Raw genomic sequence first — 25,962 nt, forward strand, 5'->3', positions numbered from 1 at the left:
GTTTCGTACCGAAACATCCCGGTCAGCGCCCACACGAATTACTTGGTTAACTTGTTAAAGAGCGCTTGAGCCGTTGCTCAATCAAGGAGACGCATTCTACCGAACCCTGCCGCCTTGTCAACGTTTATTTTCGAGAGAGACTGAAAACAAACTCAATCGAATCAATCCGTTACTTCGTAAATCAGGTGGCGCATTATACCGCTTCCAACCACCCTGTCAACCGCTATTTTGCAATTCGTTTTGAAGCACTGCAACCCTCAAAACCACCCTTGCAAGCCTGCCGGCCAACTCATCAAGGCGGCGAATTATAGAGCAACCCACCGCCTTGTCAACCGCTTTCTCAAAAGAATTCAAAACTGAAATTCTTTAACTTAATCAGACGGTTACTTCCGATTCCCGGACCGCCTCAGCGGCGCCCCCCTCGAAAGAGATGCGCATTCTACAGCGCTGGACGGAGGTGTCAACGGCCTTGACGCAAATTTCGCGTTTATTGCGGTTTCCACCTACACCGCCCGGTCAAAACTCGACCCTAATGCGCTGCACGGCGGTTACCGCCTTGTCCTTTGCGTCCGCTATAGAGTCACCTGTGGCCAAAGCCACCCCCATGCGGCGGCGCCCGCTAAGCTCCGGTTTGCCGAACAGGCGCAACTGCACGTCCGGTTGCGCCAGCGCGGCCTCCAGGCCGGTAAAGGCAACCTGCGCCGACTGCCCCTCCGGCAATATCACCGCTGAGGCGGAAGGCCCCTGTTGCTTGATGGCTGGAATGGGCAAGCCCAGGATCGCCCGAGCATGCAGGGCAAACTCCGACAAGTCCTGTGACACCAGCGTAACCAGACCGGTGTCGTGCGGCCGGGGCGACACTTCCGAAAAATACACGTCATCGCCATGGATAAACAGTTCAACACCGTACACCCCATAGCCACCCAGATTTTCGGTAATCTTCAGCGCGATGTCCCTGGACCGCTCCAGTGCCTTGGCACTCATCGGTTGAGGCTGCCACGACTCTCTGTAATCACCGTCTTCCTGACGATGACCGATGGGCGCGCAAAAGCTCACACCGCCCGCATGGCGAACCGTCAACAAGGTTATTTCATAGTCAAAAGTCACAAACCCTTCTACAATCACCCGCCCTTTTCCCGCGCGCCCCCCAGTCTGTGCATAATCCCAGGCGGCGTCTATCTCACCAGCATCAGTGATGGTGCTCTGCCCCTTGCCGGACGAACTCATTACCGGCTTGACCACCACCGGCATCCCAATCGCGTTGACCGCCTCAACGAACGCCTCCTTGGTATCAACAAACCGGAACGGCGAGGTTGGCAGACCCAGCTGTTCAGCCGCCAGACGCCGAATGCCCTCGCGATTCATGGTGAGGTCCACCGCCCTGGCGGTGGGAATCACCGTATAACCTTCCTGCTCCAGCTTGACCAGCTCGGCGGTTGCTATTGCCTCGATCTCGGGAACGATCAAATTGGGCGCCTCCAGCTCGACTATTTTTCGCAGCGCTTGCGGATCCAGCATATCCACCACATGACTGCGATGCGCCACTTGCATCGCTGGCGCATTCGGGTAGCGGTCTATGGCAATCACTTCAACACCCAGGCGCTGAAGTTCAATCGCCACCTCTTTACCCAACTCACCAGATCCGCATAACAACACCCTGTAGGCGTTCTCTTTTAACGGGGTTCCCAGGGTTACACTGCCACTGTTGTTCAAACCATGCCCTCCGCGAGCTTCTGACCTTGCCGCGCATCCGTCGGCTACCTGTTTATAGTGCTACTTTGCGCTCGCGCTCGGCGACTTTCTTCAGGACCGCCCTGCGCTCGTCGTTGGACAGGGATGTCCACTGCAATATCTCGTGGCCGGTTCGATGACAGCCAATGCAAACATCCTGCTCATCGAGGGCGCAGATACTCACACAGGGCGAGCGCACCTTATCTTTAACCGCCATAACCGCCTCTCAATTACCCCTCTACCGGCTTTAATCCGGTGATAAACCGGGCCGCGTTCTGTACATAACTCGCCGCATGCTGCTCAAGCATTTGCTGCTGCCGCTCGGTCAACTGGCGCTTGATTTTACCCGGTGCGCCTATCACCAGCGAACCGTCGGGAATTTCCATACCTTCCGATATCAGTGCCCCGGCCCCGATCAGGCAGTGCTTGCCGATTTTTGCGCCATTGAGCACCACCGCGTTAATGCCAATCAACGAATAATCGCCTACTGCACAGCCGTGCAACATGGCTTTGTGGCCGACCGTAACCCCCCGCCCGAGCGTGAGCGGCTTGCCCGGATCCGTGTGCAGTACCGCACCGTCCTGAACGTTTGTTTCCGGCCCGATGGTGATGAGTTCAAGATCACCGCGGAGCACGGCGTTGAACCAAACGCTGCATTTTTCATGGAGTTCCACATGGCCGACGACGGTCGCGTTGTGGGCGATAAACTGATCACTCCCGTGTAATTCGGGGGCACGGCCTTCCAGCTCGTAAAGCATTGCATGTTCCTTATTATGTGCGCGGTTGAAGCAAATCTATGTCCGCATCGTACACAGCATTCAAAAAATCGACCAGTACCACGGCGGACAGCCCCCAGATCTGATAACGCTCCCACTGGTAACAGGGCACGTAATAAGTACTGTCGAGAAACGGCAGTGGGTCCGTGCGCGCTCTCCGGTCTTCCAGGAAAAAATCGACCGGCACTTTGAATATGCTTTCAATTTCATCAGGGTTGGCGACCAACTCCGCGTCCCGCGGCACCACGCCCACAAAAGGCGTAACAAGAATACCGTACCGGGACATGACCTGACCCAGAGGGGCAATCATTTGCACCTGACTCGGTGGCAGCCCGATTTCCTCGTGGGTTTCACGCAGGGCCGTTTCAGCCAGAGTGGCATCCGCCCGGTCTCGCTTCCCCCCGGGGAACGAGACCTGTCCCCGGTGCGTGGTCATCTTCTGGGATCGCAAAGTGAATATTATCTCCGGACGACCACAAGAATCAGTCACCGGTAACAGGACCCCCGCTTCAGGGTAATTCAGGGCCAACTGCCGTGGTGCATAGCCTGACAGTCGCTCGGAGAGCAGATCACGCAAAACCAAACCTCCGGATTGTTTGTTGAGGTGGGACTTAAAACGAAGAGCCATATACACTAAGTTCCGCCACTTATTACAGTATACGGGGAAATCGATGAATTACTGCAGCACGTGTGGGAACGCTGTTGAGCGTCAAATTCCGAAAGGAGACAACCGGTACCGGTTTGTCTGTCCGGAGTGCAGCACCATCCACTACCAAAACCCGCGGATCATTGCCGGCACGGTCCCCGTATGGAATGGCCAGGTGCTCTTGTGCCGACGTGCAATTGAACCACGGTATGGTTTCTGGACCCTGCCCGCCGGCTTCATGGAAAACGGAGAAACCACCCGGGAGGCAGCGGCCAGAGAAACTTTGGAAGAAGCCCTCGCCGAAGTCACCATCGACAACCTGTACACCATGATTGACGTACCACACATTGACCAGGTCCACATTTTTTACCTCGCCACCATGACCAACGGCAAGCACGGCGCCGGTGACGAGTCGCTGGAAACCCGCTTGTTTGGCCTGGACGAAATTCCCTGGGATGAGATTTCTTTTCCCACGGTGCGCCGCACGCTGGAACACTTCGTCAACGACAGCGGCACCCGGTCTTTCCCCCTGCATGTCAGCGACGTGCGCTACAGCATCAAAGACAAGTCCTGATCGCTACAGCGACTCCAGTCGATACACCTCATAGGCAGGCTCTTCGTAAGGATGCGCAGCCTTCAGCGCAGCCACGGCCTGCCGGATAAACGCACTCTCACACACCATTTCCACCCGGTATTCGCTCACCACTTCAAGGTGATCCTGGCTCCCGATATGGGGTTGACTGCCCTGCAGCGGCCGGAATTGCCCCTGCCCGAGAACCTGCCAGGCGCAGCGGTCATAATCACCAATGCGTCCGGCGCCGGCATCAAACAGGGCCTGTTTGGTGGTCTCCAGAGCTCTTTCCGGGACGAAAAAACAAATTTTGTACAATGAACCCCCTCCACGGACCGGTTTGGACACCTATCCCACAATATATAGATTGATATTTGCACAGTCCAATCACTTATCGACTTACCCACAAATTCTGTGGATAACTCTGGGGAAAAAATCAGGGTAAGGCCCTCGAACCCCTGCCGTTACTGGCCTCATGACAAATTGGTGACAATTTCGACGATCAATTTAAATCTATTACTTTCAGCAAGTTACGATCGTCAACGAAAATTTTAAGGAATTGTACTGACATTGCTCACGGTTCAAACAGTGACACATGTCACATGTGCATAAATCCCGTGAGTCAAGCAAAATTTGTGCTGTTTAAGGTGCAAACACGGTTGAAATATGCAGCAAAAAAAGGCAGCGCCCGGCATAAAAAAAACCGGTGACCGCATGCGCCCTGGGGCGCACTGCGGTCACCGGTTTTCCTCTAGTGCTCTAAGCTATCTCAGCCGATCCACTTGCGGGCGTTGCGGAACATCCGCAGCCAAGGACCGTCTTCGCCCCACTCGGCCGGCGCCCAGGAGTATTGGGCCGTGCGGAACAATCTTTCAGGGTGCGGCATCATGATCGTGACCCGGCCGTCTGTGGTGGTCAGACCGGTCACCCCCCCTTCCGATCCGTTCGGGTTGAACGGATAGCGCTCGGTTACTTCACCGCGGTTATCCACGTAGCGCAGGGCCACCTGATTGCGGTCCGCCAGTGCGGCCACGGTTACCGAGTCTTCCAGCTCGATCCGCCCTTCACCGTGTGCCACCGCTATGGGCATTCTGGAACCGGCCATGCCTTCCAGAAACACCGAGGGTGAGCTGGCCACTTCAGCCATCACCAGACGGGCCTCAAACTGCTCGGACTGGTTGCGCACAAAACGCGGCCAGCCTTCACTCCCGGGAATCAGTTCATGCAAGCTGGAAAGCATCTGACACCCGTTACACACCCCCAGCGTCAAGGTGTCGGTCCGATTGAAAAACCCGACAAACTGATTGCGCACGCGCTCATTGAACAGAATGGACTTTGCCCACCCCCCACCGGCGCCGAGCACGTCACCATAGGAGAAGCCACCACAGGCGACCAGGGTCTGGAAGCCATCCAGTTCGGCCCGCCCGGACAGCAGGTCGCTCATGTGCACATCGGTCGCCTCAAAGCCGGCACGGTCAAACGCCGCCGCCATTTCCACCTGACCGTTGACGCCCTGCTCCCGCAGCACCGCGACCCGCGGTTTTGCGCCGGTATTGATATAGGGCGCCGCAACGTCGTCGCCGGGATCAAACGTCAGCTTGGCGTGCAGCCCCGGATCGTCTGCATCCAGCAGGTTGTCAAACTCTTCCTGGGCACAGTTCTCGTTGTCTCGCAGCGACTGAATGCGATAACTGGTCTCCGACCAGAGTCTCAGCAACTCATGGCGGGGTTCGTCAATCACCGTGTCTGCGTTGAAGCTGAAGCGGATGCGGTCATCCCCGTTTACCGAGCCGATGACTGCGGTGTGCTCGCCCAGCCCTGCACCGGAGCACTGCTGCAGCACAAACTCGGTGTCTTCGCGGCGCACCTGAATGACCGCCCCCAGCTCCTCGTTAAACAGCTCACGGGCCAGCTGTTCCTGTTGTTCGGCCAATACGTCCAGCTTGATGTCGATGCCGGTGTGACCGGCAAACGCCATTTCCGCCAGTGTAACAAACAGGCCACCGTCTGAACGATCATGGTAGGCCAGCAACTTGCCATCACTGTTCAGTCCCTGAATGACCGCAAAGAAAGCCTTGATATCTTCGGGGTCATCAAGGTCCGGAGCAACTTCGCCTGCCTGCCGATAAACCTGTGCCAACGCGGAACCACCCAAGCGGTTTTGCCCGGCAGCCAGATCAATCAGGATAAGGTCGGTGTCGCCCGCTTCCACTTGCAATTGTGGCGTCAGCGTACGGCGAACATCCGTCACCGGCGCAAAGCCACTCACTACGAGGGAGAGAGGGGAGGTCACGCTCTTCTGTTCCCCACTGTCTTCTTCCCAGACCGTTTTCATTGACATGGAATCCTTGCCCACGGGGATGGTAATGCCCAGCTGCGGACACAGCTCCATACCCACCGCGCGCACGGTCTCGTACAGGTTCTCGTCTTCACCCGGGTGGCCGGCAGCGGCCATCCAGTTGGCGGACAAGCGAATATCCGACAGCTTGGCAATGGGCGCGGCGGCCAGGTTGGTGATCGCCTCGCCCACCGCCATGCGGCCAGAGGCCGGCGCATCCACCACCGCAATGGGGGTACGCTCACCCATGGCCATCGCCTCGCCCGCGTACACATCGAAAGATGCGGCGGTGACGGCCACATCGCTTACCGGCACCTGCCAGGGGCCCACCATCTGGTCGCGGGCCACCAGGCCAGTGATCGTGCGGTCACCGATGGTAATGAGAAAGTTCTTGCTGCCGACGGACGGCAACCGCAAAACCCGGCGCAAGGCTTCATGCAGATCAACCTCGCTGGCATCGAACACCGGCTTGGCAAAGGACGTGCGGGTAATGCTGCGATGCATCTTGGGCGGTTTGCCAAACAACACGTCCATTGGCAGATCAACCGGGCTGTCATTGAAATAGGCGTCCGCCAACTCCAGATGGTGGGTTTCTGTGGCCTCACCGATGACCGCGTACGGGCAACGCTCGCGGCGGCAGATTGCATCGAAGCGCTCAAGGTTCTCCGGCGCAACCGCGAGTACATAGCGCTCCTGGGACTCGTTGCACCAAATCTCCAGCGGCGACATTCCCGGCTCGTCGTTGGGAATTTCACGCAGCTCAAACTTACCGCCCCGGCCGCCATCTTTGACCAGTTCCGGCATGGCATTGGACAGCCCGCCCGCGCCCACGTCGTGAATGAAACTCAGTGGGTTGTCGTCACCCATCTGCCAGCAGCCATCAATCACTTCCTGGCACCGCCGTTCCATTTCAGGGTTGCCACGCTGTACCGAGGCAAAGTCCAGGTTCTCGTTACTGGACCCGGAATCCATGGAGGATGCGGCCCCTCCTCCGAGTCCGATAAGCATGGATGGGCCACCCAGCACGATCAGCTTGGCACCGACCGGGATGGTGCCTTTATCCACGTGGTTGGCGCGGATATTCCCAAGGCCACCGGCGATCATAATCGGCTTGTGGTAGCCGCGAACTTCATTACCGGCGGGCCCGGCAACGGATTCTTCGTAGGTGCGGAAGTAGCCGGTCAGGTTGGGGCGGCCGAATTCGTTGTTAAAGGATGCGGCGCCAATCGGGCCTTCGATCATAATGTCAAGGGCGGAGACAATGCGGTCCGGCTTGCCATAATCGCCTTCCCAGGGTTGTTTGTCGCCGGGGATATTCAGGTTGGATACGGTAAAACCGCACAACCCGGCTTTGGGCTTGGAACCACGTCCGGTCGCCCCTTCGTCACGAATCTCGCCACCGGAACCGGTAGCCGCACCGGCAAAGGGCGAAATCGCCGTCGGATGGTTATGGGTTTCCACCTTCATCAGAATGTGGATGTCTTCAGGGTGGTAGCCGTAAACCCCGGTATCGGGGTTGGGGAAGAACCGCCCACCTTTACTCCCGACGATCACCGAGGCGTTATCTTTGTATGCCGACAACACACCTTCGCTGTTCATCGCATAGGTGTTGCGAATCATTGCAAACAAGGACTTTGCCTGCTCTTCGCCGTCGATGTCCCAGGAAGCGTTGAAAATCTTGTGGCGGCAGTGCTCCGAGTTGGCCTGCGCAAACATCATCAACTCAACATCGGTCGGATTGCGATCCAGTCCGGTAAAAGCGTTTACCAGATAATCAATCTCGTCGTCCGCCAGCGCCATCCCCATTGCATGGTTTGCGTCCACCAAAGCCTGCCGGCCACCGCCCAGGATGTTGATGTGGTTCATCAGGCGCGGTTCTTCACGATGGAACAACAGCTCGGCACCGGCCATTTCATGAAACACCTTCTGGGTCATGCGATCGTGCAGCAAGGCCGCGATCTGCTCGCGCTGCGCCAGCCCGAGTTTGCCCTCGGTCTGCACGTAATAAGCGGTACCCCGCTCGATGCTGCGAACCTGTCGCAAGCCACAATTGCGCGCGATTTCTGTCGCTTTGCTCGACCAGGGTGAACGGGTGCCGGGACGGGGTATCACCAAAAAAAGAATACCGTCGGGTTCTTCTGCGGTGACACTGGGGCCGTAGGTCAACAGCCTGTCGAGAACGCTTTGCTCGGTCTCCGAGAGCGACGTCTCCAAATCAGTAAAGTGCATGTATTCCGCATAGACGTGCGAAACTGCAGGCACGATGGATTGAATCTGGGCAAGCAGCTTTTGAAAACGGAAGGGCGAAAGCGCGGGTGCGCCGCGGAGTTCCAACATGGTCTGAACCTGTATTACGCATTTCGGGGAAGTCAGGGCAAGCTTTGCCGGCTCAACCGGAGCAAACAAAGACACCCGCCTGTCTGAACGGCGCCATAATACTGGAAAGCGCTGAAAGGATACAGTAGGGATATTCGTCACGGGGTGCGACCACCGTCTAACGGGTGTCGACCTGACAATTGCCCCAACTTTGCCTATCGTTAACATGACTGATTTGACCAGGCTCGGCAATTTGATGGATCATCGCGGATCAACTAAGGATTACTGGCTGCCCGACTTACGCACGCAAGAACAGGTAATGCTTCAGACTTGGTGTACGGGAGACAAGGGCTTGGCACCATCACTACCATCCAGATCACCGCGCAATCTGCGCAGCGGCCTTCGCGGCCTGGCCCTGCTTGGCCTGACGCTGCTGGTCGCAGGGTGCTCACGCCCCAGCACCCTGGAAGAAATTCGCGCCGAAGGCGTGCTGCACGTCATCACCCGCAATGCGCCGTCTATATATTACGAGGACCGGGACGGTCCCGCCGGGTTTGAATACGAACTGGCCAAGCAGTTCGCGCGCAGCCTGGGGGTGGAATTGCGGGTGCGAATTGCCGAAGACAACACGGAAATCCTGTCGGTACTGGATCGTAACTACGCCCACATCGGACTCGCCGGTTTGGCGGACAAACCCGAGTTTGCCGGGCGTTTCACCACCGTACCCACCGGGTTGACCACCCAATCAGTGGTGGTCTACAACCGGGACCACCCCCGCCCGAGACAGCCTGAAGATCTGACCAACAGGGTCTTGCACACGGTCGCCGATGGCAATCACAGCCGGCATCTGGCGGCATTGCGAAGCGCTCTGCCGGAAATCAACTGGCAGGACCACCCCAATCTGGACGCTGCGGGCCTGCTGGAACGGGTGGAGTCTGGAGCCATGCCCTACGCCGTGGTCGCCTCAAACGAACTGGCCATTAACCACGTGTACTACCCCAATGTGAAAAAGGCCTTCACGTTAAACGAGCCGGAAAGCCTCGTCTGGTTGTTTCCCGCCGAGCAAGACACCACCCTGCACGATGCCGCGACCGATTTCATCGACGCCCTGCAGACCGACGGCTCCCTGGCCCAGCTGATTGAACGTTATTACGGCCACCTTGACCGCCTGGGCTATGTCGGCGCCCGCACCTTCGTCCAGCATGTGCACAACCGCTTACCCAAGTACGAGGCCCTGTTTCAGCACTACGCCAGTCAATACAATCTCGACTGGCGACTGCTGGCCGCGATTGGCTATCAGGAATCGCACTGGCGTCCCAACGCAGTCTCGCCCACCGGCGTACGTGGCCTGATGATGCTGACCCGCAACACTGCCGCCTATATCGGGGTCAACAATCGTCTGGATCCGGAGCAGAGTATTCAGGGCGGCGCCCTTTACTTCAGCATGGTGCATGAGCGCATTCCCGAGCATATTCCCGAACCGGACCGTACCTGGTTTGCGCTGGCTTCTTACAACGTTGGCTATGGCCACCTGGAAGACGCCAGAGTGCTGGCCCAGTCTGCGGGCAAAAACCCGGATCGCTGGATTGACGTGAAAGAGTTCTTACCCTTGCTTGCGCAAAAAGAGTGGTATTCCAAAACCCGGTTCGGCTACGCCCGCGGCCATGAGCCAGTCATTTACGTGCAGAATATCCGCCGCTATTTCGACGTTCTGGCCTGGATGCACGACCCGGCCGAGCGTTCCGGACAGATGGCCCAACGGGAGCCTGTCCCGGAGTCTGACCCGGAGTTTTCCGGTGCAGCGGACGAGCAACCGCAACAGGCGCTCCTGCCGACGGTGTTTGCGCTCACCCCCCCAACCCTGTAACCGCATATGCCTGGCCGGCTCAGTGGTCATCCTCGGCGGTCTCGCCCGCCGCCAGCGCGCGCTCGACCTGCGCGCCAGTAAACCCACGTTGGGACAGTGACCGGGCCTGGCGGGCTTTTTCGGGCCAGTTACCCTGCACACTGGCCAAACCAAAGGTGCGCTGCCGCCAGCGCACAGCCAATTCTACCCATTCCTCATCGGTGGTTTCAGTCAGACACTCCGGCTCGAAGCGGATTCCCCGCCGTTGCAATTCCGCCCGTATTTTGACCGGGCCATAGGCCAGCTCCCGTCGCTGGCGGGCGTACACATCGGCAAAACGGCGATCGCTCAGCCAGCCGGCCTGTTCATACTCATCCAGAACGCCCTCGATAATGGACGCCTCCACTCCCCGCTGGCGCAATTTGGCCGTCAGTTCGGTGCGGCTGTGCTCCCGGCGCGCAAGCAGGCGCAAGGCCGCAGCGCGGGCCCTGTATTCGGGATCTTCCGGTTTTTCTGCCTTTGTCATGATCATTCTTTCCGCTTGTACCGACAAAACGCTAGACTAGTGTCCGCCTGGCTACTTCATCTACCCGCTGAGCTGCTGTGAAGCCGAAGAGCCAGCCGCCGTGGACTAACCCACACTCAACGCATTATGTGCTCGGCGCCTGCCCGTATCGGGCCGCCGATTTAGGGTGCCGGCCACTTCGCCGGACACCAGGATCTGCTTTCAATACTGAAGGATACCGATATGGCTGCATTCATCCAGAAACTGTTCAAGCGTCGCAAGGCGACGGTCGCACCAACCCCGGACGTTGCGCCCGAGCCCCCCCGCCAGTCCGCCCACGAACAACAGCTCAGCGATCAACGGGCCATCCTCGCAGAATCACCGTCCCAGCAACAGGCCGAGTCACTCGCGACCGAAGGTGTGACTGCCGATATCCGCCTGTCCGCTGCTCAATTACTGGTCGACACAGACGCCCTTGCCAGAGTACAGAAACTGGCCCGCACCAAAGACAAGGGCGTGTATCAGATTGTGCGCCAGAAACTCCAGTCGATCCGGGAACGGGAACAGGAAGCAGAGCGCCTCAGTGAGCGGGTCGGCCAACTGCTCAAACAGGCGGCCGATCAGGCCACGAGCGACGACACCAAACTGTATGAAGCCCGTCTCGAAGCCCTGAAAAGCCAGTGGGCGACGGTGCAGGAGCACGCCAGCGCGGCCCAGAAAACCGACTTTCAGGCGGCCACCTTGCGGTGTCGCGAGCGCGCCGACGCCCTGCAGGCGGACCGAGCCGAGGTTCAACGTCATCAGGAACAGGCCGGTCAGCGCACCAGCACCCTGGAGTTATTGACCAGCACCCTGGAGAGCCTGAAGAACACCAGCAGCAGCGAGCCTCCTTCCGTGCCGTCGCTGGACGCGCTGCAAAAAACCCAGGAAAACCGCTGGCTGGAGGCAACCCGGGACACTGAAGTCAGCCGTTCCGAACAAAAGCAATACCAAACCCTGATGCCCGCATTGAAACGGTACATCGCGGCGGCGCGCCAGCTGGAACACCAGCAGGACCTGCTGCAGGGATTACGGGCAGACCCCGAGGCCTCAGCGGAGCAGATTCGCCAGGCGCTGGACAGTCTCGCCTGGCCGTCGGAATTCCCGCTGCCCGCGCTGCTGAACGAGTTGCATCGACGGCTTAAAAAAGAAGCGCCTGCGGCGCCCCCTGCAGAAACGGCGGCGGCAGACCAGCAGGCACAAGTTGCGCGGCTGGAAACTTCCCTGAAAACCCTGGAAGCAGCGCTGGAGGCGCGGCAGTTGAAAGAATCGCGACAGGCTTTCAAAACCGCCCAGCAGCAGCATCGCACCCTGGACCAGCGCCACGGTCGCCCTTTTCAGGCCCGCCTGCAATTACTGGCGGGACAGCTCAAGGAGCTGAGCGACTGGCAGGGCTTCGCCACCGAGCCCAAGCAAATCGCCTTGTGTGAGCAAATGGAATACCTGGCCGAGCAACCGATCGAACCCGAAGCCAAGGCCGCCCGCATCAAAGAGCTGCAGAACGAGTGGCGCGACCTGGGGGGCTCACCCAACCGGGAACTGTGGGCACGATTCAAACAGGCCTCCGATGCCGCCTACGAACCCTGCAAGGCCTACTTCGCCGCCAAATCCGAATTGAAACAGGTCAATCTTGAAAAACGGCGACTGATCTGCAGCCAACTCAGCACCTACGTTGAACAGACCGACTGGGCCCGGGTCGACTGGAAAGCAGCCGAGCAGATTCATCGGACCGCCCGTGATGAGTGGAAAGCCGCCTGGCCGGTAGAGTTTCGCGACAACCGTGCGGTGCAGAAGCAGTTTGACGAACTGCTCAAGCGCATCGAAGCCCCATTGAATCAGGAGCGGGAGAAAAACGAAGCTTTGAAGGCCGACATTGTGGCCAGAGCCGAGGCGCTGATCCATCATGAACCCCTGGCGGAAGCACTGGAACAAGCCAAATCACTGCAAACCGAATGGGAAGCCATTGGCGTCACCCGCCACCGGGAAGACCGTAAATTATGGCGCAGTTTCCGCACAGCCTGCGATCAGGTGTTCGGCCGCCGCGAGGCTCAGCGCAACGCCCGGGAAGTGCAAACCCGCGACGCCGATCAGCGGGCAAACACCTTGCTGGCCGAGGTCACCGCAGATCTGGCGAATGGTTCCTTGCCGGCTGATGTCCTCGCGGCGCACCTCGGCAAGCTGGCCACCCTCGAACCGGAGCCCTTGTCTCGCACCATGCGCGAACAGGTCCGGCAAGCCCGGCAGCAAATCGAAGATCTGCAGCAACAGCAAAAGCTGCAGGCCCGGGTGACTCAATGGAAGCAATGGATTGAAAGCAGTCTGACTCACCGGCCTGATCCTGCCGGGTTGCCGCAACACTGGCCGCAACGGGCAGCATCTCTGGAGCCCCTGACCATGCACGAACTGGTGATTCGTGCGGAAATTGTATCCGGTGCGCCTTCGCCAGCCGAAGACCAGGCCTTGCGCATGGAAGTGCAAGTGAAACGCCTGGCGGAAGGCATCACCAATGGCACCGGGGCAACCAACAACTTCGAGCAACTGGAAACCCTGATCGCCGGCTGGTGCCTGACTGAGGCAGACGCTGATAAAACGCCGCCACTGGCGCTGCGCCTCATCGCCGCTTTGGAGTCCGTAACGGCCTGACCGTCGTTGCGCCCCGCCCGAAATTTCTGCAGCCCCCAGCCCGCCAGCGTGCGGGCTGCCCCGGCTCTCCCGGCCACGGAACTTCAGGAAAGCCACCATTCCCGGTTACGCTTCCGGCAGGCTTTTGGCCATTTGGTCACACTACAATCCCGCGCGCCTATAGTAACTGCGTTTCTGCTTGCCTAAAATGAAGCTATCAGTCAGTCTGAAAGGGTTTCTGCGTCGTATCTAACAGAACGGCGAGACCATCAAATACTATTCGGGTGCGTACGACTATGACAATGGCGGAACATCTTCCCTCCCGTAAGGCACGGGCTTTCCGGCGGTTTCAACACAGCTGGAAGAGCGGTAGCCTCGCCGTTGCACTCACGTTCGCGCTCCTGCCTGTTACGGTGCCGGCGAACACAGAAATCGACATGCCGTTCCAGCCGGTCACCCCGACCGTTGATCAGGCCCGTGCCAACATACTCATCGCCCGGCAGCTGCAGTTTACCCACTTCCGTGACCTGTCTATCAACAACGCTTTGTCGGGTGACGTGTTTGATGCTTATCTGAAATATCTGGATAACCAACGGCTGTATCTGACCAAACAGGATCTGCAGCAGTTTGAACCGCTGCGCAACCGCCTGGGCTCTGCCCTCAAAACCGGTCAGTTACAGCCCGGTTTCGATATTTACAACGTGGTGCAAATGCGCACCATTGAACGCCTGCAATTTGCCTTGGGACTGATTGACCGAGGCATCGACAAGCTTGATTTTGACAGCAATGATTCCATCCAGCTGGATCGCTCAAAGGCCGACTGGGCCGAAGACCGGAAAGAGCTGGATGCCTTGTGGGTCAAGCGCATCAAGAATGCGGTCCTCGGCCAGAGGCTGACCGGCAAATCGGATGAGGAAATAAGCGACACCCTGACCCGCCGCTATCAGAGTCAGCTGAAACGCGTACGCCAGGTCCGCAGTGAAGACGCGTTCCAGGCGTACATGAATGCCTTCGCTGGCATGTGGGATCCGCACACCTCGTATTTCTCCCCGCGCACCTCCGAAAATTTCAATATCAACATGAGCTTGTCCCTGGACGGCATAGGCGCCGTGTTGCAGGCGGACAATGAGTACACCAAGGTAGTACGACTGGTTCCCGGCGGTCCCGCGGCTCAACAGGGCCAACTCAGCCCGGCCGACCGCATTGTTTCGGTCACCCAGGAACACGAAACCACACCGGTCAATGTAATTGGCTGGCGTCTCGACGAGGTGGTTGATCTGATCCGGGGGCCGCGGGATTCCCTGGTTACGCTGGAAGTGATTCCCGCAAGCGCGACCGACGAAACCATCACCCGTAAAATTGCAATCAGACGGGCGCAGGTGAAGCTGGAAGAACAAAGTGCGCGCAGCAAGGTGATCGAACTGGACCGGAGTGGGGCCACTTACCGCATCGGTGTCATCGACATTCCTACGTTCTACGCGGACTTCCGCGCCATGCAGAAAGGCGACCCCGACTACAAGAGCACCACCCGGGACGTCCGCCGCCTGATCGAGCAACTCAAGGGGCAAAGCATTGACGGCTTGGTCGTGGATTTGCGCAACAACGGCGGGGGCGCGCTGCACGAAGCCAACGATCTGGTGGGACTGTTTATCGAGAAAGGTCCCACGGTGCAGATTCGCAATGCCAACAACGACGTGCAAGTGCTGTCCGACCGGGATCCGGCCGTAATATGGGACGGGCCGCTGGTGGTCATGGTCAACCGGATGAGTGCGTCGGCCTCGGAAATTTTTGCCGGCGCCATTCAGGACTACGGGCGCGGTCTGGTGGTTGGCTCGCAAACCTTTGGCAAGGGCACGGTGCAGGCGGTGCGCCCCCTGAATCATGGCCAGCTCAAAATCACCCAGTCCAAGTTCTACCGGGTATCCGGCGGCTCCACCCAGCACAAAGGCGTGGTGCCGGATATTGCCATCCCGTCACGCATCGACACCAGCCGCATCGGTGAGGACGCGCTGGAACACGCCCTCCCCTGGGACCAGATTGAAGCGGTGCCCCATGCGCGCTATTTCGACTTCAGCCCGATCATCGATCAGCTCCGTGACCGTCACGACCAACGCTTTGCCGAAAGCCCCGACTTCCGCTTGCTGCAACAGGAAATCGACTTTCTGGAAGAGCAGCGGCAGCGCGAATACGTGAGCCTGAACGCCGACATCCGCGCAGCCGAGCAGGCCCGGATTGAAAAAACCCGTCTGGCGATCGCCAATGCCCGCAGACACATTCAGGGCAAGCCCGCCTTTGCCTCTCTGCAGGCGCTGGAGGACTGGCAGGACGTTCAAGCCGCTGACCCGGGAAGCTCGGACGAAGAGCTGGACTTCATCGTCCGTGAAGGGGGCCACATCATGGCGGACATGCTCGACCTGGATCAGCGTCTGGCATCCATTTTCAGCGCTGAGCGCGTCACCGCCAAAACCCCCTGAGTGCGGGCGCCGCCGTCAGGATCGAGCGCCGAACAACGCCTGCATGGCGGCGGCATCCGGGCGGTGTACCACCCCTCTTTCGGTCACCAGCACATCGATCAGCTCGGCGGGGGTGACGTCAAACACCGGGTTATAAACGTCCACATGCTCGGGGGCCAGCACCACCTCGCCCATTTGGCGCACTTCCGTACCTTCGCGCTGCTCGATGGGAATGTCCGCGCCACTGGCCAGCGTCATATCGATGGTACTGGACGGCGCCACCACCATGAACCTTACCCGGTGGTAACGGGCCAATACCGCCAGGCTGTAGGTACCAATCTTGTTGGCCACGTCCCCGTTGGCCGTGATCCGGTCGGCACCCACCACCACCCAGCGCACCTCGCCCCGGGCCAGGATCCACGCCGCCGCACCATCCGCGTTGAGGGTCACCGGGATACCGTCGCGGCTCAACTCCCATGCGGTCAGCCGACTGCCCTGCATCCAGGGGCGCGTTTCGTCCACGAACACCCGCTGCAAGCGGCCCGCGGCATGCAACCGGCGGATCACCCCCAACGCGGTACCGTAGCCCCCCGTAGCGAGGGCACCGGTGTTGCAGTGAGTCAACACCGAAAAAGGTTCGCGTTCATCCATGACCGCAAGCGCGTGCTCGGCCATGGCCAGATTGGCGGCCAGATCGTCGTCATGCAACCCGATCGCCGTGTGCGCCAACCGCGTGGCGGCTTCTTGCCGGGTGGGACACTCGGCCAACACGGCTTCCATTTGTTGCAAGGCCCAGAACAGATTCACTGCGGTGGGGCGTGACTCCGCCAGCACCTGCATATCCGCGCGCACGGCTTCACGCCACTGCGGGCCGCTTGCCCGCTGCACCGCCAGCACCACCCCATAAGCTGCGCTGATACCAATGGCCGGTGCCCCCCGCACCACCATGTCACGGATACTGGCGGCTACTTCGCTGGCGGTATCCACCGAAACCCAGTGTTCGACGATTGGCAGCCGCCGCTGATCCAGCAACTCCAGCCGGTCCCCGTGCCAGCGCATGGCGACCGTGCCAATCCGGGACGAAACCGCGGGGGGATTCTTTGAAGACATGGGGGAACTCCGGTAGCGTGGGAAATGGCGACAGTATATCGCTTTTACCGGAAAGAAAAGCACCCGGACTGGCCGCTGGGGGTGCCTCTCGTTATACTTTCTGCCCACATACTCTCAGGTTGCAAGGCAAGCGAATGACCCCAGCCCCCCAGTCCGGAACCAACACCATCGTGGCCGCTGATACCCGCATTAACGCCCGCTGGGTGATTCCGGTGGAACCGGCCGGCGTGGTGCTCGATCATTACGCGGTGATCATTCAGGGCGACCGTATTGCCGCCGTGGTGCCACAACACCGGGCCGATACGCACTATCGCACCCGGGAAACGCTGGATCTGCCCCACCACGTCCTGTTGCCCGGGCTGATCAACCTGCACGGCCACGCGGCCATGTCCCTGTTCCGTGGCATGGCCGACGATCTGCCGCTGATGACCTGGCTCACCGACCACATCTGGCCGGCGGAAGCCGAATTTGTCAGTGCGGCGTTTGTCGCGGACGGCACCCGGCTGGCGATCGCCGAAATGCTGCGCACCGGCACCACCACCTTTTCCGACATGTACTTTTTCCCGGAAGTGGCGGCGCAAACAGCGGCTGATATCGGCATCCGCGCCCAGATCTGCTTTCCGCTGATGGACATGCCCACCGTGTGGGGCAGCGGCCCGGAGGAGTATCTTGCCAAAGGAGAAGCACTGATCCGGCAGTGGCAGGGGGACGCCTTTATCATGCCAGCCATCGGCCCCCATGCACCTTACACCATTGCCGACGGCCCCCTGCAGCAGGCGCTGGCCTTGTCGCAAGCCTGTGACGTTGCGATCCAGATTCATGTGCACGAAACGGCCTTTGAAGTGGATGAGGCCATCAGGGTGGCGGGCGAGCGCCCGCTCACCCGGCTGGCCAGGCTGGGTATACTGGGGCCACGCACCCAGTGCGTGCATATGACCCGGATCGACGATGCCGACCTTACCCGGCTCCAGGCCAGCGGCGCCCAGGTGGTGCATTGCCCGGAATCCAACCTCAAGCTGGCCAGCGGGCTCTGTCCGGTCGAAAAGCTGCGCCAGGCCGGCATCAATGTGGCCATAGGTACCGACGGGGCCGCCAGCAACAACAACCTGGACCTGTTCGGTGAACTCAGCACTGCGGCCATGCTGGCCAAAGCGGTGTCCGGCGATGCCGCCGCGCTGTCCGCCCATCAGGCGCTGGCGATGGCTACCCTGAACGGTGCCCGCGCCCTGGGGCGCGACCAGGAACTGGGGTCGCTGGAAGCGGGTAAACTGGCGGATATGATTGCGGTCGATCTGAGCGACCCCTTTCTGCAGCCCGTGTATGACCCCGCCTCCCACCTGGTGTACAGCAACCACGGCCGGCAGGTCAGCCACAGCTGGATCGGTGGCGTTCCCCAGTTACAAGACGGTGCGCTTACCCGCATCGATGTACCCGATCTGATGCTGCGCGTGAATGCGTGGGCCGAGCGGATACAGCAACACCACAAACACTGATACCGCGTATCTTTCGAAACCGACTCTTTCAGACAGAGACTGCTATGAGCAATCACAACGTAGACCCGGACGAAATCGCCAAGTTCGAAGCCTTGGCCAGTCGCTGGTGGGACCCGACCAGCGAGTTTCGCCCGTTGCACGACATCAACCCGTTGCGGCTGAACTATATCGACGAGCGCGCGCCGCTGGCCGGCAAAAAAGTGCTGGATGTGGGCTGTGGCGGCGGCCTGCTTTCGGAAGGCATGGCCCTGCGTGGCGCCCACGTCACCGGCATTGATATGGGTGAAGCGCCGCTCGCGGTCGCCCGATTGCACGGACTGGAAAGCGGCGTGCAGGTCAATTATCTGCAGACCACCGTCGAAGCTCTGGCGGTGAAGCCGGACTACGCCGGCAGCTTCGATACGGTCACCTGCCTGGAGATGCTGGAGCACGTCCCTGACCCGGCGTCGGTGATCACTGCCTGTGCGCGGATGCTCAAGCCCGGCGGCCACCTGTTTGTATCCACCATCAACCGTAACCCCAAGTCCTTCCTGTTTGCCATTGTGGGCGCCGAATACCTGTTGCGCATGCTGCCCAAAGGCACCCACGAATGGAAAAAATTCATCCGCCCTTCGGAGCTGTCCGGTTATCTGCGCAATGCCGGCCTGCAGCTGCGCGACCTGACCGGCATGACCTACAACCCGGTGACCAAGGTGTACCGGCTGGGCCGGGATGTGGATGTGAACTATATGATGCACGCCTGTGATGGGCGGACCGGAGAAAACCTGTGATGAAACACCCGGTGTCCACCGTCCTCTTCGATCTGGACGGCACCCTTATCGATACCGCACCGGATTTCATCCGCTGCCTCAATCAGATGCGCACCGACCTCGGCATGGCCGCCTTGCCGGCGGAACAAGTCCGACGGTCGGTCTCCAACGGCGCGCGCGCCATGGTGGAAGTTGGCTTCGGTCTGCTCCCGGGCGACCCCGACTACGAGAGCCGTCATGCCCAGTTTCTGGATTTGTACGAACAGAACCTGGCCGCAGAAACCCGCTTGTTTCCGGGTATCGAGCGGGCGCTGGAATGGCTGGAAGCCCAGGCCATTCCCTGGGGTATTGTCACCAACAAGCCGGAACGGTTCACCACTCCGCTGCTTGCTGCGCTGCAACTGTCTGAGCGCTGTGCGGCGGTGATCTGCCCCGATCACGTCGAGCACCGCAAACCCCATCCGGAATCCCTGTTGCTGGCCTGCAAACAGCTGGGGGCCAACCCTGCTGACGGTATTTACGTAGGTGACCATCTGCGCGACATTGAAGCCGGCAGAAACGCCGGAATGACTACGGTTGCCGTGCGTTACGGCTACATTGAGAACCCCGAAGACATTGATCTCTGGCAAGCCGACCACACGGTCGAGACCGTCAGTGAGCTGGTAAAACTGCTACAATACCGGTGATCCAGCGAACCCGCACACCGTAAGACCGGAGATTTTATATGCACGACTATCACGCACCATCCGATCTGCTTGCCGACCGGATCATCCTGGTTACCGGTGCCGGTAGTGGCATTGGCCGGGTGGCCGCCAAGACTTACGCCGCCCATGGTGCCACTGTGATTCTGGTGGGCCGGACCACGTCCAAGCTGGAATCCGTTTACGATGAAATCGAAGCGGCCGGCCACCCCAAACCGGCCATAGTACCACTCAACCTGGAAGGGGCCGTGGTCAAGGATTACGACGAGCTGGCCATGGTCATCGAGGAAAATTTCGGCCGCCTCGACGGTCTCCTCCATAACGCCGGCATTCTGGGTTCGCGCACGCCGCTGGAGCTGTATGACCCGGAAACCTGGAATCAGGTCATGCAGGTGAATGTGACCGCACCGTTTTTGCTGACCCGGGCGCTCATTCCCTTGCTGCGCCAGTCTGCGGATGCCTCGGTTATTTTTACCTCTTCTGGCGTGGGCCGGACCGCCAAGGCCTACTGGGGGGCCTACGCGGTGTCCAAGTTTGCCACCGAAGGTCTGAGCCAGTTACTGGCGGATGAACTGGACGACGATCGCCATAACATCCGGGTAAATGCTCTCAACCCCGGAGCCACCCGCACCAACATGCGCGCCCACGCCTACCCGGCCGAAAGCCCGGGCAACAACCCGCCCCCGGAAGACATCATGCCCATCTACCTGTACCTGATGGGCCGGGATTCCCAGGGGATCAACGGCCAACAACTGGATGCTCAGCCCAAGTAATGGAATTGATTTTCTACACCACTGCGCAGTGCCACCTGTGTGAGCTGGCCGAAGCCTTATTGGTGCACACCCCCATGCCAGAACCCGTTCCTGTTGAGGTGGTGGATATCGCCCAATCGGAGGCACTGGTGGCCCGTTACGGCACCCGCATCCCGGTGCTGCGCCGCAATGACACGGGTGCCGAACTCGACTGGCCGTTCGATGCCGCTGCCCTGCACGCTTTTCTGGGCCCTCAACACCACAAGGATCATGCCCCATGCTGATGGTTATTTCCCCCGCCAAGACGCTCGATTTCGACAGCCCGCTGGCCACCGAGAACTACAGCCAGCCGGTGTTTCTGGATGACGCCTGCGAGCTGGTGGACCAACTGAAACAACTGGAGCCCCATCAGATCAGCCAGCTGATGAAAATCAGCGCCAAGCTGGGTGAGCTGAACGCGGACCGCTTCCAGAGCTGGCAAGCGCCATTTACCCCCGACAATGCCCGTCAGGCGGCGCTCGCCTTCAAGGGCGATGTGTACACCGGTCTGGAGGCGGAAACCTTCAGCGAGGCCGACTTCAGCTTTGCCCAGCAGCACCTGCGTATTCTGTCCGGGCTCTACGGACTGCTGCGGCCACTGGACCTGATGCAGGCCTATCGACTGGAAATGGGGACCCGGTTTGAAAACACCCGCGGTAAGGATCTGTACGCCTTCTGGGGCAGCCAGATCACCGATGAACTCAACCGCCAGCTGGCAGCAGATGATGGCGTGTTGGTGAATCTGGCGTCGAACGAGTACTTCAAAAGTGTTCAGAAAAAACAGCTGCAGGGCCGACTGATTACCCCGCATTTCAAGGACTGGAAGAGTGGTCAGTACAAGATCATCAGTTTCTACGCCAAAAAAGCGCGCGGCCTGATGTGCCGCTACGCCATTCAGAACCAGATCACCCAGGCCGATGATCTCAAGGGCTTTGATACCGACGGCTACCGCTTCAGTGTCGAGCAATCCGATGCTGACAACTGGGTGTTCCTGCGCAACGAACCTGCTTAATCCACTATCATTCAGGATGTTATATGACTGAAGCTGTTTTCGCTCAGCTGTCCATGATGGTACTGCTGACCGCTCTTATTACCTGGATGGGCTTCATCGTCTGGGACTTGTCCAAAAAATCGAAGGCCGGCCGCTTTGGTACCTTCGCCTTGTTCACCATCCTCGGGGCCGGTGTCGTCGGCTTTATCATCAAAACCGTACTGGTTGAAATCATGCAGATATGAGCCTTTACGGTTGCGGTGCGCTCACCGTATGATGCGCCCCTTTTTGCTATGCCCGCAGACTTACCTTTGTAACAAGGATTGATTGCCATGTGGTTCCGTAATGCCCGTGTTTTCCGCTTCACCAAACCCGTTGATATTTCCGCCGAGCAGCTGGAACAGGCGCTGGCCGCCGACGCCTTCAAACCCTGCGGCCCACAGGAAACCGTGCGTCACGGCTGGGTACCGCCGCTGGGCAAACACAGCGAGCAACTGGTGCACAGCGCCAATGGTTATCACCTGATTACCCTGCGCAAAGAAGAAAAGCTGTTGCCGGGATCGGTGGTCAAAGAACTGGTGGATGAAAAGGTTGAAGCCATTGAGGCCGAACAACACCGCAAGCTGCGCCGCGCCGAGAAGGACGAAATCAAAGAACAGGTCATGCTGGAAATGCTGCCCCAGGCATTTTCTAAAAACCGCCGCAGCTACGCCTACCTGGCGCCGAAAGACGGTGTCATGGTGGTGGACGCCGGCTCGGCCAAACAGGCGGACGAGCTGGCCTCGGCGCTGCGCAAGAGTATCGGTTCCTTACCCGTGCGCCCACCGGCGGTCACCCAGGCACCGGCGCTTACCCTGACCGGATGGCTGGATGAATCCATTGATGTACCGGCCAGCCTGACTCTGGGCGACGAGTGCGAATTGAAAGCCCCGGGCGAAGACGGCGGTGTGGTGCGTTGCAAAGGGCTGGATCTGCAGGGCGACGAGATTCGCAGTCACCTGGATGCCGGCATGCAGGCCACCCGCCTGGCCCTCACCTGGGAAGATTCTGTGTCGTTTGTACTGGATGAGGAGCTGGGCATACGCCGGCTCAAATTTGGGGACACCCTGCAGGAAAAGCTGGACGATGTGGATGCGGATGACGCCGCAGCGCGGTTTGATGCATCCTTCTCACTTATGACTCTGGAGTTGGCACGCCTGATTCCGGGGTTGCTGGTGGCACTAGGCGGCGAAGACCGGTCGGCGATTGTTGACGGTGACCGGTCTGAGCGGCCTGCGCCGGTTGCGGCGGCTGACGTTGAAGCGGAAGTGGCAATGGACTCAACGCAACCGCCCTGGTAATCCAGGACAAGACGGGGACAGGCTGAAGCCAGTCCCCCGTAGCCTGCCCCCTTCCCTCGAACTTCAGTGCCTCACTTTACCGAGGCGCTCCCGCTGCCAGTCTTTCTCCGGCTCATTCAGCACCAGGCGCAGGTCCATCACTTCTTCTTCCGGATTGTAGCTGATGTCAAACCCCAACTGCTCGCCCAGGCGCAGCATGGGGCGGTTATCCGGCAAGACATTGCCCACCATCTCCACCGTGCCCCGTGACCGGCAATAGTCGATCATTTTCTGCATCAACGCACTGCCCAGCCCTTCGTTCTTCATGTCGTCGTGAACCATCAGCGCAAATTCACAGCGCAGATTGTCGGCGTCGGTCCATACCCGCACCGTACCCAGGGTTTCTTCCCCGCTGCCTTCTTCTTTCGGAGCGTTGGCGATGAAAACCATCTCCCGGTCGTAATCAATCTGCACCATCTGGGCCACGTCTTCCCGGGAGAAGTGTTTCCGGTACTGGAAAAACCGATAGCGGATGGAGTCCGGCGACTGCCGCTCATGGAAGACCCGGTGGGCGGGTTCGTCTTCCGCCAGCACCGGTCGCACAATTACCTTCCGGCCCGTCTTGGGCAACACGATCCATTCTTCCAGCTCTCGGGGGTAGGGCTGAATAATCGGCAGGCCCGGTTGCTCCGACAAATCGATGGCCACATCCACGGCCACCGCCCCCTGCTGATCGAACAGCAGGGGCGCGATTTCCAGCCCCTTGATCCGGGGGATATCAATCACGATCTGCGACAGGGTCACCAGGATCTCGGTGACCGCCCGGATGTCTTCTTCCGGCCGATAACTGTGCTCCCGCAATAACTTGTACATGTAGGTGCGACGCAGCAACTCCCGGGCCAGCGCCATGTTCAGCGGGGGCAGGGCAATTTGCCGGTCGCTGAGCACGTTGATCCTGGCTCCCGAAGCACCACACACCACCAGCGGGCCGAAATTCTCGTCCCGGGTGATGCCGACGCTGAATTCGATGCCGCCCAGATGTTGATAGCTGTACTGCACGCCGAACCCAAGAAACTCGCTGTTTGGCCAGTGTTTCTGGTACTCCTCCGTCAATATCCGGCAGGCTTCCAGAACCGCTACTTCGTTACTCAACCCCTGCAGGGTTGATTTGTAGCGGCCGCGTCCGGCGACCCGTTCCCGGAACGGATGGCAGGACTCCTGGTGGATCAGGGTAATATCGATGGGCCGTCGTTCCATGGCAAAAATGGCCACGACCTCGGCATCGTCCTCGCAGTACCAGGTATCGACGGTCCGGATTCCGTAGTCCCGCAGTACCTCGCGGGCTTCCCGGTTGGACAAGTGTAAGTGTTCCTTCCGCAGTGCATTGGTCACGATCTTGCGGCTCGCCACCCGGTCGGCAAAATGGTCGGTAAACGACTCCGGTGTCTCCGCCAGCAAGCGCTGCACCCGCTGGTGATTGACATGCTGCATGAGCGCTATGACCGCCTTCTCGGGGGAGAAAAACGACGGAATACCCGCACGGTAAAACTCGTCCCGGGCTTCCATTACCGTACTCTGCCCCATCCAGCTGGTGAGTATATTGAGCCGGGTACCCTTGGCTGCACCAATCACCGCACTGGCCACCTCCAGACTGTCCTCGGTCAGGCTGGGGGCATAGAGCACCATAACGTTGGACACGCCGGGGTCCCGGGCCAGCACCTTGATCACCTTGGCATAGAGTTCCGGCGAGGCGTCATAGTTGAGGTCGATGGGGTTCTTGCGGGTCCAGTAAGGCGGCAACAATTTCGCCAGCTCGTCGATGGTGTCCGCCGCCAGCTGCGTCAGCTCGCCACCGCGAGAGGCCAGCCGGTCGACCGCCAGCACCCCGGGGCCCACCCCGTTCGCCATGACCACCACCGATTCGCGCCTCAGTGGGCGCATGCGCGACAAGGTTTCCAGCGCATCGAACATTTGCCCCAGGCCATCCACCCGCAACACCCCGGCGCGTTGCAAAATGGCATCGAATATCGGATCCGTCCGGTGCAGGCCCGCCGGCAGTCGGTAGGGCGACCACTCAGATTCCGGCACCCGTCCGCTTTTCACCACGATGACCGGTTTGGTGCGGGAAGCCACGCGCATGGCCGACATGAACCGCCGCGGATTGGGAATACTCTCGATGTGCAGCAAAATGGCGCGGGTTTGATGGTCCTGAGCCAGATAGTCGATCAGATCATCGTGATCAATGTCCATGCCATCGCCAAGGGTCAGGAAATAGGAAAACCCGACACCGCGGGCAAAGGCCCAATCAATAACCGAACTGGCGATGCTTCCCGACTGGCCAATGAACGCCACCTTGCCGGGGATAGCCCCCATATGGGCGTAGGTTGCGTTCAGGTGACGCGCCGGCACCATGAGACCAATGGTGTCGGGCCCAAGCAGACGGATGCCGGTCTTGTTGGCGGCGTCACGCACCGAATACATCAACGGCCGGCCGGTTTTGCTGTGGGTCCGGGACATCCCCCCGGTCATCACAATGGCGGTGCGAACCCCCGCTTCGCCCAGCCGGCGAATCACCCGGGGCACGGTATCCGGAGGGGTGCAGACGATCGCCAGATCGGGGGTAAATTCCATGCGGGACACGGTGCTCACACAGGGAACCCCGTGAACATTGTCGTAATCTTGCGGGTTGATGACCAGCAGCTTGCCGGGGTAGGACCCGCCCAGCAGGTTACGAAGCACCATGCCTCCCAGGTTATCCGCGCGTTCCGAGGCCCCCACTACCGCGATGGAAGCGGGGTTGAACAAACTTTCAAGATAGCGGGTACCCAAAATCCGAATCTCCTGATGTCATGGTGTCTGCGTTCGCTTTAGGTCTTTTATCTTAGGCGCTCCGACCCTGATGTAAAACACTCCGCGGGACAAACCGCCGCCACGGGCCTCACCGACCGACAATTCGGCGACCGCG

At 59.7% G+C, this 25,962-nt stretch carries 21 protein-coding genes; 12 read left to right on the forward strand and 9 right to left on the reverse strand.

Going from position 1 to position 25,962, the window contains the following annotated elements:
* Positions 1 to 516: 516 nt before the first annotated feature.
* From purT to BG841_RS00020, 4 genes are read right to left on the reverse strand one after another with little or no spacing between them, the layout of a single operon-like run.
* Positions 517 to 1,713: a formate-dependent phosphoribosylglycinamide formyltransferase gene (gene purT / locus BG841_RS00005; RefSeq protein WP_070055787.1), complete on the reverse strand. Its 1,197-nt coding sequence runs from the start codon at positions 1,711 to 1,713 to the stop codon at positions 517 to 519.
* A gap of 52 nt (positions 1,714 to 1,765) precedes the next feature.
* A complete protein-coding gene (locus BG841_RS00010; protein ID WP_070055788.1) occupies positions 1,766 to 1,948 on the reverse strand; it encodes a DUF1289 domain-containing protein in 183 nt (60 codons plus the stop codon).
* Between the two features lie 13 nt (positions 1,949 to 1,961).
* Positions 1,962 to 2,489 (reverse strand): gamma carbonic anhydrase family protein, encoded by a 528-nt coding sequence (locus tag BG841_RS00015; RefSeq protein WP_070055789.1) that lies wholly within the window; start codon positions 2,487 to 2,489, stop codon positions 1,962 to 1,964.
* Positions 2,490 to 2,502: 13 nt separating this feature from the next.
* Positions 2,503 to 3,084, reverse strand: a complete 582-nt coding sequence (locus BG841_RS00020) for an NUDIX hydrolase (protein ID WP_070055790.1) — start codon at positions 3,082 to 3,084, stop codon at positions 2,503 to 2,505.
* 94 nt (positions 3,085 to 3,178) lie between these two features.
* Here BG841_RS00020 and BG841_RS00025 point away from each other — a divergent pair, with 94 nt between their 5' ends.
* Positions 3,179 to 3,727 carry an NUDIX hydrolase gene (locus BG841_RS00025; protein ID WP_070055791.1) on the forward strand — a complete coding sequence of 183 codons (549 nt, stop codon included), beginning with the start codon at positions 3,179 to 3,181 and terminating at the stop codon, positions 3,725 to 3,727.
* A gap of 3 nt (positions 3,728 to 3,730) precedes the next feature.
* On the opposite strand, the gene BG841_RS00030 is transcribed toward BG841_RS00025, so the two are convergent.
* Both BG841_RS00030 and purL read right to left on the reverse strand, forming a co-directional pair.
* Positions 3,731 to 4,042: a YqfO family protein gene (locus BG841_RS00030; protein ID WP_070055792.1), complete on the reverse strand. Its 312-nt coding sequence runs from the start codon at positions 4,040 to 4,042 to the stop codon at positions 3,731 to 3,733.
* Between the two features lie 451 nt (positions 4,043 to 4,493).
* Positions 4,494 to 8,399: a phosphoribosylformylglycinamidine synthase gene (gene purL / locus BG841_RS00035; RefSeq protein WP_070055793.1), complete on the reverse strand. Its 3,906-nt coding sequence runs from the start codon at positions 8,397 to 8,399 to the stop codon at positions 4,494 to 4,496.
* Between the two features lie 394 nt (positions 8,400 to 8,793).
* On the opposite strand from purL, the gene mltF reads away from it, so the two are divergent.
* Positions 8,794 to 10,245 carry a membrane-bound lytic murein transglycosylase MltF gene (mltF, locus tag BG841_RS00040; RefSeq protein WP_416202622.1) on the forward strand — a complete coding sequence of 484 codons (1,452 nt, stop codon included), beginning with the start codon at positions 8,794 to 8,796 and terminating at the stop codon, positions 10,243 to 10,245.
* A gap of 19 nt (positions 10,246 to 10,264) precedes the next feature.
* On the opposite strand, the gene BG841_RS00045 is transcribed toward mltF, so the two are convergent.
* A complete protein-coding gene (locus BG841_RS00045) occupies positions 10,265 to 10,750 on the reverse strand; it encodes a regulatory protein RecX (protein ID WP_070058611.1) in 486 nt (161 codons plus the stop codon).
* A gap of 222 nt (positions 10,751 to 10,972) precedes the next feature.
* Here BG841_RS00045 and BG841_RS00050 point away from each other — a divergent pair, with 222 nt between their 5' ends.
* Together BG841_RS00050 and BG841_RS00055 are read left to right on the forward strand one after the other, a co-directional pair.
* A complete protein-coding gene (locus BG841_RS00050) occupies positions 10,973 to 13,411 on the forward strand; it encodes a DUF349 domain-containing protein (protein ID WP_070055794.1) in 2,439 nt (812 codons plus the stop codon).
* A 416-nt stretch (positions 13,412 to 13,827) separates the two neighbouring features.
* A complete protein-coding gene (locus BG841_RS00055; RefSeq protein WP_416202606.1) occupies positions 13,828 to 15,864 on the forward strand; it encodes a carboxy terminal-processing peptidase in 2,037 nt (678 codons plus the stop codon).
* Positions 15,865 to 15,879: 15 nt separating this feature from the next.
* Here the strand turns inward: BG841_RS00055 and mtnA are convergent, their stop codons facing one another.
* Positions 15,880 to 16,953, reverse strand: a complete 1,074-nt coding sequence (gene mtnA / locus BG841_RS00060; RefSeq protein ID WP_070055796.1) for an S-methyl-5-thioribose-1-phosphate isomerase — start codon at positions 16,951 to 16,953, stop codon at positions 15,880 to 15,882.
* A gap of 134 nt (positions 16,954 to 17,087) precedes the next feature.
* Here mtnA and BG841_RS00065 point away from each other — a divergent pair, with 134 nt between their 5' ends.
* The 8 genes from BG841_RS00065 to rdgC all read left to right on the forward strand — a co-directional run bounded on the left by BG841_RS00065 (position 17,088) and on the right by rdgC (position 23,018).
* Positions 17,088 to 18,446, forward strand: a complete 1,359-nt coding sequence (locus tag BG841_RS00065) for a TRZ/ATZ family hydrolase (protein ID WP_070055797.1) — start codon at positions 17,088 to 17,090, stop codon at positions 18,444 to 18,446.
* A 44-nt stretch (positions 18,447 to 18,490) separates the two neighbouring features.
* Entirely contained in the window at positions 18,491 to 19,216 is a 726-nt protein-coding gene (gene ubiG, locus BG841_RS00070) for a bifunctional 2-polyprenyl-6-hydroxyphenol methylase/3-demethylubiquinol 3-O-methyltransferase UbiG (RefSeq protein WP_070055798.1), read from the forward strand.
* Positions 19,216 to 19,881 (forward strand): phosphoglycolate phosphatase, encoded by a 666-nt coding sequence (gph, locus tag BG841_RS00075; protein WP_070055799.1) that lies wholly within the window; start codon positions 19,216 to 19,218, stop codon positions 19,879 to 19,881. The genes ubiG and gph overlap by 1 nt, the downstream gene beginning before the upstream one ends.
* A 38-nt stretch (positions 19,882 to 19,919) precedes the next feature.
* The gene (locus BG841_RS00080) at positions 19,920 to 20,669 is read left to right on the forward strand and encodes a YciK family oxidoreductase (RefSeq protein WP_070055800.1); all 750 of its coding nucleotides are present in this window, start codon (positions 19,920 to 19,922) and stop codon (positions 20,667 to 20,669) included.
* Complete coding sequence (locus BG841_RS00085) at positions 20,669 to 20,932, forward strand: glutaredoxin family protein (RefSeq protein WP_070055801.1); 264 nt, start codon at positions 20,669 to 20,671, stop codon at positions 20,930 to 20,932. The genes BG841_RS00080 and BG841_RS00085 overlap by 1 nt, the downstream gene beginning before the upstream one ends.
* Positions 20,926 to 21,699, forward strand: a complete 774-nt coding sequence (yaaA, locus tag BG841_RS00090; protein WP_070055802.1) for a peroxide stress protein YaaA — start codon at positions 20,926 to 20,928, stop codon at positions 21,697 to 21,699. Before BG841_RS00085 ends, yaaA begins: the two co-directional genes overlap by 7 nt.
* A 23-nt stretch (positions 21,700 to 21,722) precedes the next feature.
* On the forward strand, positions 21,723 to 21,923 hold the full coding sequence (locus BG841_RS00095) for a DUF2788 domain-containing protein (RefSeq protein WP_070055803.1): 201 nt from the start codon (positions 21,723 to 21,725) through the stop codon (positions 21,921 to 21,923).
* A gap of 87 nt (positions 21,924 to 22,010) precedes the next feature.
* Entirely contained in the window at positions 22,011 to 23,018 is a 1,008-nt protein-coding gene (rdgC, locus tag BG841_RS00100) for a recombination-associated protein RdgC (protein ID WP_070055804.1), read from the forward strand.
* Positions 23,019 to 23,081: 63 nt separating this feature from the next.
* On the opposite strand, the gene BG841_RS00105 is transcribed toward rdgC, so the two are convergent.
* Entirely contained in the window at positions 23,082 to 25,826 is a 2,745-nt protein-coding gene (locus BG841_RS00105; RefSeq protein WP_070055805.1) for a GNAT family N-acetyltransferase, read from the reverse strand.
* Positions 25,827 to 25,962: the final 136 nt, after the last annotated feature.

The organism is Marinobacter sp. X15-166B (assembly GCF_001752365.1).
GTDB lineage: Bacteria > Pseudomonadota > Gammaproteobacteria > Pseudomonadales > Oleiphilaceae > Marinobacter.

What these genes read in the sequence shown, in the direction of transcription:
- ubiG (WP_070055798.1), top strand. Translation starts at nt 18,491, where the DNA reads ATGAGCAATCACAACGTAGACCCGGACGAAATCGCCAAGTTCGAAGCC.
- BG841_RS00050 (WP_070055794.1), top strand. Translation starts at nt 10,973, where the DNA reads ATGGCTGCATTCATCCAGAAACTGTTCAAGCGTCGCAAGGCGACGGTC.
- purL (WP_070055793.1), bottom strand. Translation starts at nt 8,399, where the DNA reads ATGTTGGAACTCCGCGGCGCACCCGCGCTTTCGCCCTTCCGTTTTCAA.
- BG841_RS00065 (WP_070055797.1), top strand. Translation starts at nt 17,088, where the DNA reads ATGACCCCAGCCCCCCAGTCCGGAACCAACACCATCGTGGCCGCTGAT.
- BG841_RS00045 (WP_070058611.1), bottom strand. Translation starts at nt 10,750, where the DNA reads ATGACAAAGGCAGAAAAACCGGAAGATCCCGAATACAGGGCCCGCGCT.
- yaaA (WP_070055802.1), top strand. Translation starts at nt 20,926, where the DNA reads ATGCTGATGGTTATTTCCCCCGCCAAGACGCTCGATTTCGACAGCCCG.
- rdgC (WP_070055804.1), top strand. Translation starts at nt 22,011, where the DNA reads ATGTGGTTCCGTAATGCCCGTGTTTTCCGCTTCACCAAACCCGTTGAT.
- BG841_RS00095 (WP_070055803.1), top strand. Translation starts at nt 21,723, where the DNA reads ATGACTGAAGCTGTTTTCGCTCAGCTGTCCATGATGGTACTGCTGACC.
- mtnA (WP_070055796.1), bottom strand. Translation starts at nt 16,953, where the DNA reads ATGTCTTCAAAGAATCCCCCCGCGGTTTCGTCCCGGATTGGCACGGTC.
- BG841_RS00025 (WP_070055791.1), top strand. Translation starts at nt 3,179, where the DNA reads ATGAATTACTGCAGCACGTGTGGGAACGCTGTTGAGCGTCAAATTCCG.
- BG841_RS00010 (WP_070055788.1), bottom strand. Translation starts at nt 1,948, where the DNA reads ATGGCGGTTAAAGATAAGGTGCGCTCGCCCTGTGTGAGTATCTGCGCC.
- BG841_RS00015 (WP_070055789.1), bottom strand. Translation starts at nt 2,489, where the DNA reads ATGCTTTACGAGCTGGAAGGCCGTGCCCCCGAATTACACGGGAGTGAT.
- BG841_RS00055 (WP_416202606.1), top strand. Translation starts at nt 13,828, where the DNA reads ATGCCGTTCCAGCCGGTCACCCCGACCGTTGATCAGGCCCGTGCCAAC.
- BG841_RS00085 (WP_070055801.1), top strand. Translation starts at nt 20,669, where the DNA reads ATGGAATTGATTTTCTACACCACTGCGCAGTGCCACCTGTGTGAGCTG.
- BG841_RS00080 (WP_070055800.1), top strand. Translation starts at nt 19,920, where the DNA reads ATGCACGACTATCACGCACCATCCGATCTGCTTGCCGACCGGATCATC.
- gph (WP_070055799.1), top strand. Translation starts at nt 19,216, where the DNA reads ATGAAACACCCGGTGTCCACCGTCCTCTTCGATCTGGACGGCACCCTT.